Genomic DNA, 6,741 nt, shown 5'->3' with positions numbered 1-6,741 from the left:
ACAGAATTTCTTGACGACCATAGAGCATTGGAACCACCTGATCCCATCCCGAACTCAGCAGTGAAACGATGCATCGCCGATGGTAGTGTGGGGTTTCCCCATGTGAGAGTAGGTCATCGTCAAGATTAAATTCCGAAACCCCTATCTGCGTATGCAGGTAGGGGTTTTGTCTTTTCCGGCCTGCCGCCAGTGCAGCTCGCCCTCGATCCTGTGGGAGCTGGCGACAGCCTGCGATCGAGTGCGAAGCGCTCGCCCCCACCAAAACCCAGACCAAAAAAAACCACCCCGCAGGGTGGTTTCAGACGCGTATACGCTTAAACAAAAGCCTGCGGTGCTACACCACGTGGCAAGCGACAGCGTTCCGGCAGGGCGGCCAGGCGTACACGCCAGTTGGCCTTGAAGCAGAACGCGGCGGCCTTCGCCTGGCTTGCCTGGCTTTCCAGGCGCTGCTTGCGCAGCTCTGCCAACGACGGGGTGGCTTTCTTGACGGGGGCGGCTTCGGTTTTGACCAGCGAGCGCTGGCACGACTTGCAATCGACCTTGTCGGCTTCAGTCGTAGCGCTGAGATTATTGCCGTTGCGACCGCAGGCGACAGTGTCGTCGCTGATTGAGTAGTGCATTACCAAAACTGTACATCTCCACACATATGAACAAAGCGCGGGTATTTTCGCATAGGTTGGCACCGCGTGCGGCGCTAACCTTCACGCGTGATTGCCACTAGGGTGTCCAGTCGACGCCGTGCTCTTCCAGGTAGGCATCCACCGCGGCGCCAACGGTTGGCTGGAACACATCATGGCCAATATGCTCAAGCACTTCCAGGCGCAGGAGTTTGTCCTTGACCGGGTCTTTCATCTCGGCAAAACGCAGCTCGATGTTCGCGGCCCGCAGTGACTGTTCCAGCTCCACCAGCATGTCGGCCGAGGTCACGTCGACACTGGTGACCGGCTCGGCAGCGACCACCACCCGGCGCACTTCGGTCGGGGCATTGGCGATGGCCTCCATCACACACTTCTGGAAGAACTCGGCATTGGCGAAGAACAGCGGTGCATCCCAGCGAAACAACACCAGGCCAGGTACCAGACGGGCGCGAGGGTAGCGGGAGATATCGTGATAGCCCCGCACACCGTCAACGCGACCGAGCACCGTGTAATGAGGACGCCAGCCATCCCAGAGAAACTCGATCACGGCCAGCACCACCGCCAGGCCGATACCCGGCACGGCGCCAAGCAGCACGACCCCGACAAAGCAGGTGATTGACAGCCAGCATTCCCAGCGCTGAATCCGGTAGATCCGCTTCAGGTCCTTGATCTCGAAAAGGCCGATGGCGGCCGCGATCACCACGGCGGCCAGCGCACTGTTGGGCAGGTGTTGCAACAGCGTGGGTGCAAACAGCAGCAGCGCGACCCCGATTGCAGCGAATACGCCGGTAAGCTGAGTGCGTGAACCTGCTGCCTCGGCGACCGGGGTACGCGAGGAACTGCTGCTGATGGGAAAACCCTGGAACAGTCCTGCTGCAAGGTTGGCGGCGCCCAGGCCGACCATTTCCTGGTTCGGGTCAACGGGGCTACGGGTCTTCGCTGCATAGGTGCGCGACAGCACGCTGGTATCGGCAAACGACACCAGGGCAGCAGCGAAGCCACCCATCAGCACCGGGACCAGGTCTTCGGCCCGCAGCCAAGGCACCACGAAACCGGGTAGCCCTTGCGGCATCGCGCCCAATACCTTCACGCCATGACCGGCATCGAGGCCAAGCCCGCCCACCAGCAGGGTGGCGGCCACCACGCCGATGAGGATGCCCGGTACGCGTTTGAAGCGTTCAAGCACCAGGATCAGGGCCAGGGTTCCAGCGCCAATGAGAAATGCGGCCCAGTTGGCTTGCCCGCCTAGCAAGGCCTGGATGAGATTGAGTACTTCGCGCAGGGGGCCGCTGCTCTCCACCGAGATGTCGAACAACTTGGGGGTCTGGCTGATCAATACGGTGAAGGCAATACCGTTCATGTAGCCGTAGCGAATGGGCTTGGACAGCAGCTCGGTGATGAAGCCCAGTCGCAGCAGGCCGGCGCCGATACACACCAGCCCGCACACCAGCGCCATGGCGCTGGCCAGGGTAATGGCACGCAGCGGGTCGCCTGCAGACAGGGGCAGCACCACGGCAAGAATGATGGCAGCCAGCGCCGAATCGGGCCCGAGCACCAGAATGCGGCTGGGGCCGAACAGGGCATAGACCAGCAGTGGCACGATGCTCGCGTACAGCCCATAGATGCCGGGCACGCCCGAGGCCTCGGCGTAAGCGATGCCCACCGGCACCAGCATGGTGGTGAGCACCAGCCCGGCGAGCAGGTCTTTCGGCAGGTCGCCCAGCGGGTAGGTGCGTAGCACCCGCAACCCGGGCAACCAGCGTAACCAACCGCGCTGTGGCCTGGCGGTGCGTGGGGAGGGCATCTCGTTCATGCAGTGCTATCCGTGGACGCTGACAGGGATCCTTGGGCTTGAGCCTTCTAAGCATGGCCCACTATCGTGTCTGCGCCGAAAAACTTGGCTGCTTTGGATCAATTGCAGTCGAATCACCTGCCTCGCTTAGCGCCCAAGCGATTTCCACCCGTCTGCACTCATTCTGTAGCAATTGCTATCACTGGCACCTTGTCTATAAAATGCGATCAATTCTTAATTACATCCTGCCACTGACGGCCGGTGTGTTCAGTGGCGTTTATGTCTTCTACCGATCGCGCGCTCAATCTGCATCTCCACACCCTGTACAGCGAGCATCACGGCTGGCTGCATGGGTGGCTCATTCGCACGCTGGGCAACACCAGTGATGCCGCCGATCTGGCCCACGACACCTTCGTCCGCCTGATGACGCGCCAGTCGACCAGCATGGGCGCCGAGCCTCGTGCATTGTTGACGCACATTGCCAAAGGGTTGGTGATTGATCGGTGGCGTCGCCAGGATGTCGAACGTGCCTACCTCGAATCGATAGCCCATCTGCCTGAGCCTGAGGTCCCGTCGCCGGAGACCCGCTGGCTGATCCTCGAAACGCTGTATCGCATCGATGCAATGCTTCGCGAAATGCCGGCGCGCACACGCCAGGCCTTCCTGCTGTCGCAGATCGATGGCCTGACCTACGCGCAGGTTGCCGAGCAACTGGGCGTGTCCCTGGTAACGGTCAAGCGCTACATGCGTGACGCCTTCCTTGCCTGCTTGAGTGTGGCCTGATGACCCCGTCGATTGATCCGCAGATCCTCGGCGAGGCGGCCGACTGGCTGGTGCAGCTGCAATCCGGCATGGCCACGGCGGAAGACCATCGTGCCGTGCAGCATTGGCGCGCCCGCAGCGCACAGCATGCAATGGCCTGGGAGCGTGCTGAAGCCTTGCTGGGTGATCTGCGCGCGGTTCCGGGGGCCGTTGCCAGCGACACCTTCCAGCGCCTGAGCCGCAATGCCCGCATCGGCCGTCGCCAGGCGCTGCATCGCCTCGGCGTATTTCTGTTGGCTGGCCCGGCGGTGTGGCTGGCCTGTCGCGAGTTGCCGTGGCAGCAGTGGAGCGCCGATCAGCGTACTGCCATCGGTGAGCAGAAACGCCTTACCCTGCCGGACGGCACCCAGTTGCTGATCAATACCGGTAGCGCCCTCAATATCGCGTTCTCAGCGCAAGAGCGACGCATCAAGTTGCTGGAGGGCGAAGTGCTGATCAGCACCGCCCAGGACCCATCGCCCAGCTATCGGCCTTTCATCGTGCAAACCCGGCACGGCACAGCACGTGCGTTGGGCACACGCTTCAGTGTCCGTGTCGATGCTGAGCAAAGCCGTGTGGCGGTGAGCGAAGGCGGGGTGCAGATGCAGCCCCTCAACGGCGATCGCAGCGTGGTCCTGAAGGCCGGCGAGCAAAGTGCTTTTGGCATCACCGCGATCCAGGCCGTCGAGCCGCTGGACACTGCCGCGCTGACGTGGGAGCACGGCATGATCGTCGCCAAAAGCATGCGCCTGGGCGATTTGCTTGCCGAGCTCGGCCGCTATCGTCCGGGGGTGATGCGGTGTCACGACGAGGTGGCCAAACTGGTGGTCTCCGGTGCGTTCCCGCTGCGTGACACCGACGCCAGCCTGCGTCTGCTCCAGGACACGCTGCCGATCAACGTCAGCAGCCTGACGCGCTATTGGGTTGCCATCGAGCCGCGCTGAAGCCCTCCACATTATTTTCCGGTTCGCGTGATACCTTTTTCCTGGTCATCCGGTGTGTAAGTGAACCCTCACTTTTCCTAGCGCCGACAGGAACACCGAATGACTTCAAGGCTGCTGCAGTCCACCTCCCGAATGAGCCCTCCCTGTGTCGCCATGAAGGCGTTGAGCTTTGCCGTTGCGCTGGCCGCGCTGATGCCGGTGCATAGCGTGTTTGCCGCCGATGCCGTGACCAGCAGCGCTACCCGTGACTACAGCATCGCCCCCGGTCTGCTGGGTGACACCCTCGCGCAATTCGCCGCCCTGTCGGGTGTACCGCTGTCGTTCGATGCCAACCTGCTCAATGTACGGCAGAGCCCGGGACTGCAGGGGCGCTACACGGTAGAAGCGGGTTTTGCGCGCTTGCTTGAGGGCAGTGGTTATGACCTGCAGTGCACCGGCAGCGGCTTCACCCTGGCGCCGCACGTGAGTGTCGACGGTACACTGGAGCTTGGTGCAACCACGATCAATAGCGCTGCAGACGGTGCGGCGCTGGATACCTACGGCGGTGGTCAGGTGGCGCGTACCGCGCGCCTGGGGTTGTTGGGTAACCGCTCGATCAATGATGTGCCGTTCAGTGTGGTCAGCTACACCGCCAAGACCATCGCCGACCAGCAGGCCCGCACCGTCGGCGATGTATTGCTCAACGACGCCTCGGTTCGGCAGTCGGCGGGCTTTGGTAACTTCTCCCAGGTCTTCACGATTCGCGGCTTGCCGCTGCAGAGCGACGACATCGCCTTTAACGGCCTGTACGGCGTGCTGCCACGCCAGATCATCACCACTGAGGCGCTGGAACGGGTGGAGTTGTTCAAAGGCCCCAACGCCTTTCTCAACGGTGTTGCGCCCCAGGGCAGTGGCATCGGCGGAAGCGTCAACCTGGTGCCCAAGCGCGCCGAAGATACGCCAACCCGCAGCGTCACCCTCGATTACGCCAGTGACACCCAGGTAGGCGGGCACCTCGACCTGGGCCAGCGCTTCGGCGAAGACAACCGCTTTGGCGCACGGATCAACCTGGCCCAGCACGGCGGGGATACTGCGATTGATGATGAGATCAAGCGCTCTTCGTTGATTGCCATCGCGCTCGACTACCGTGGCGAGCGTCTGCGCCTGTCCACGGACCTCGGCTACCAGAAGCAGCGCATCGACAATGGCCGCTCGGTGGTTTACCCCACCGGTACCAAAGTACCCGATGCCCCATCTGCCAAGGACAACTATGCCCAGGACTGGACCTGGTCGCAGCTGGAAGATACCTATGGCATGGTCAACGGTGAATACGACCTCAGCGACAACTGGACCCTGTATGCCGGCGCCGGGGCGAAGCACACGCGTGAGAACGGGCAGTACTCCTCGTTGTATGTCGGTAACGACGGCAGTGGTCGCGTGGGCTTTCTGTACTCACCGCATGATGAAGACAACAAGAGCGCGATGGCCGGGCTCAACGGTCACTTCAACACAGGCCCTGTCACCCACCAGATGAACTTTGGCTTATCGGGTATCTGGGGCGAGCAGCGCTCCGCCTTCGAAGCGATCCTGGTGGCTAACCGCGTACCCGGTAACCTCTACAACCCCACCCAGATTCCGCGGCCGAGTGTCACCTATTTCGGCAGCGACATTCACGACCCGCGTATCGTCGGTAAAAACCGCATCAAGAGCGCCGCGGTCTCCGACACCCTGGGCTTTCTCGATGACCGCGTCTTGCTGACCTTGGGCGTCCGGCGGCAGACCATCGAAGTCGATGCCTGGAACACCACCAGCGGCGTGCGCAACGCCAACTATGACGAGTCCATCACCACGCCTGTCTATGGCCTGGTCATCAAGCCGTGGGAGCATGTGTCGTTCTACGCCAACCGCATCGAAGGCCTGGCCCAGGGCCCGACCGCGCCGACCACTGGCGTCACCAACCCGGGCGAAGTGTTCGCGCCCAAGCGCAGCAAGCAGACCGAAGCCGGCGTCAAGCTGGACTGGGACAGCTACGGCGCCACCCTGGGCGTGTACCGCATCGAGCAACCGAACAACTCCACCCGCTTCACCCCGGGTGTGGTCAATGGCACGTTCAACGTCGATGGCGAGCAGATCAACAAAGGCGTCGAGCTCAACGTCTTTGGTGAACCGCTTGATGGCTTGCGGTTGTTGGCCGGCGCGACCTGGATGGACACCGAATTGAAGAAGACCGCAGGCGGTGCCACCGATGGCAATCGTGCCGCCGGCGTGCCGCGCTTCCAGTTCAACGTCGGCGCCGACTGGGATGTGCCGGGCATCGACGGCGCTGCCGTGAGCGGGCGCCTGCTGCGCACTGGCGGCGAGTACGTCAATACAACCAACACCCTGAGCATTCCGGCCTGGACGCGGGTGGACCTGGGTGCACGTTATGGCTTCAAGGCCGACGACAAGTACATCACCCTGCGCGCCAACGTCGAGAACGTCGCCAACAAGGCCTACTGGGCTTCAGCCTCCACGGCGAACAACTACCTGACCCAAGGTGAACCGCGCACCGTGAAGCTGTCGGCGACCGTGGATTTCTAAGTCGTAT

Annotated in this window: 5 protein-coding genes and 1 rRNA gene; 4 read left to right on the top strand and 2 right to left on the bottom strand. The window is 62.3% G+C overall.

All coding sequences use genetic code 11. From position 1 onward, the window contains the following. Nucleotides 1-9: 9 nt before the first annotated feature. Nucleotides 10-125: ribosomal RNA gene (gene rrf, locus I5S59_RS24835) — 5S ribosomal RNA — on the top strand. Nucleotides 126-314: 189 nt separating this feature from the next. Here rrf and I5S59_RS24830 read toward each other — a convergent pair. Further along, nucleotides 315-620 carry a hypothetical protein gene (locus I5S59_RS24830; protein ID WP_197878926.1) on the bottom strand — a complete coding sequence of 102 codons (306 nt, stop codon included), beginning with the start codon at nt 618-620 and terminating at the stop codon, nt 315-317. Between the two features lie 97 nt (nt 621-717). Next, nucleotides 718-2,442, bottom strand: a complete 1,725-nt coding sequence (locus I5S59_RS24825; protein WP_197878928.1) for a SulP family inorganic anion transporter — start codon at nt 2,440-2,442, stop codon at nt 718-720. Nucleotides 2,443-2,709: 267 nt separating this feature from the next. Between I5S59_RS24825 and I5S59_RS24820 the strand changes: the two genes are divergently transcribed. The 3 genes from I5S59_RS24820 (at nt 2,710) to I5S59_RS24810 (ending at nt 6,734) form a co-directional block, all read left to right on the top strand. Next, complete coding sequence (locus I5S59_RS24820; protein WP_197878925.1) at nt 2,710-3,213, top strand: sigma-70 family RNA polymerase sigma factor; 504 nt, start codon at nt 2,710-2,712, stop codon at nt 3,211-3,213. Next, complete coding sequence (locus tag I5S59_RS24815) at nt 3,213-4,175, top strand: FecR domain-containing protein (protein ID WP_197878924.1); 963 nt, start codon at nt 3,213-3,215, stop codon at nt 4,173-4,175. The genes I5S59_RS24820 and I5S59_RS24815 overlap by 1 nt, the downstream gene beginning before the upstream one ends. A gap of 99 nt (nt 4,176-4,274) precedes the next feature. After that, the gene (locus I5S59_RS24810; protein WP_232239965.1) at nt 4,275-6,734 is read left to right on the top strand and encodes a TonB-dependent receptor; all 2,460 of its coding nucleotides are present in this window, start codon (nt 4,275-4,277) and stop codon (nt 6,732-6,734) included. The last annotated feature ends 7 nt before the right edge of the window (nt 6,735-6,741 follow it).

The organism is Pseudomonas alkylphenolica (assembly GCF_016009175.1).
GTDB classification, from domain to species: domain Bacteria; phylum Pseudomonadota; class Gammaproteobacteria; order Pseudomonadales; family Pseudomonadaceae; genus Aquipseudomonas; species Aquipseudomonas alkylphenolica_B.
Note: the sequence above shows the minus strand (reverse complement) of the source record. Positions and strands in the feature narration are given on the sequence as shown.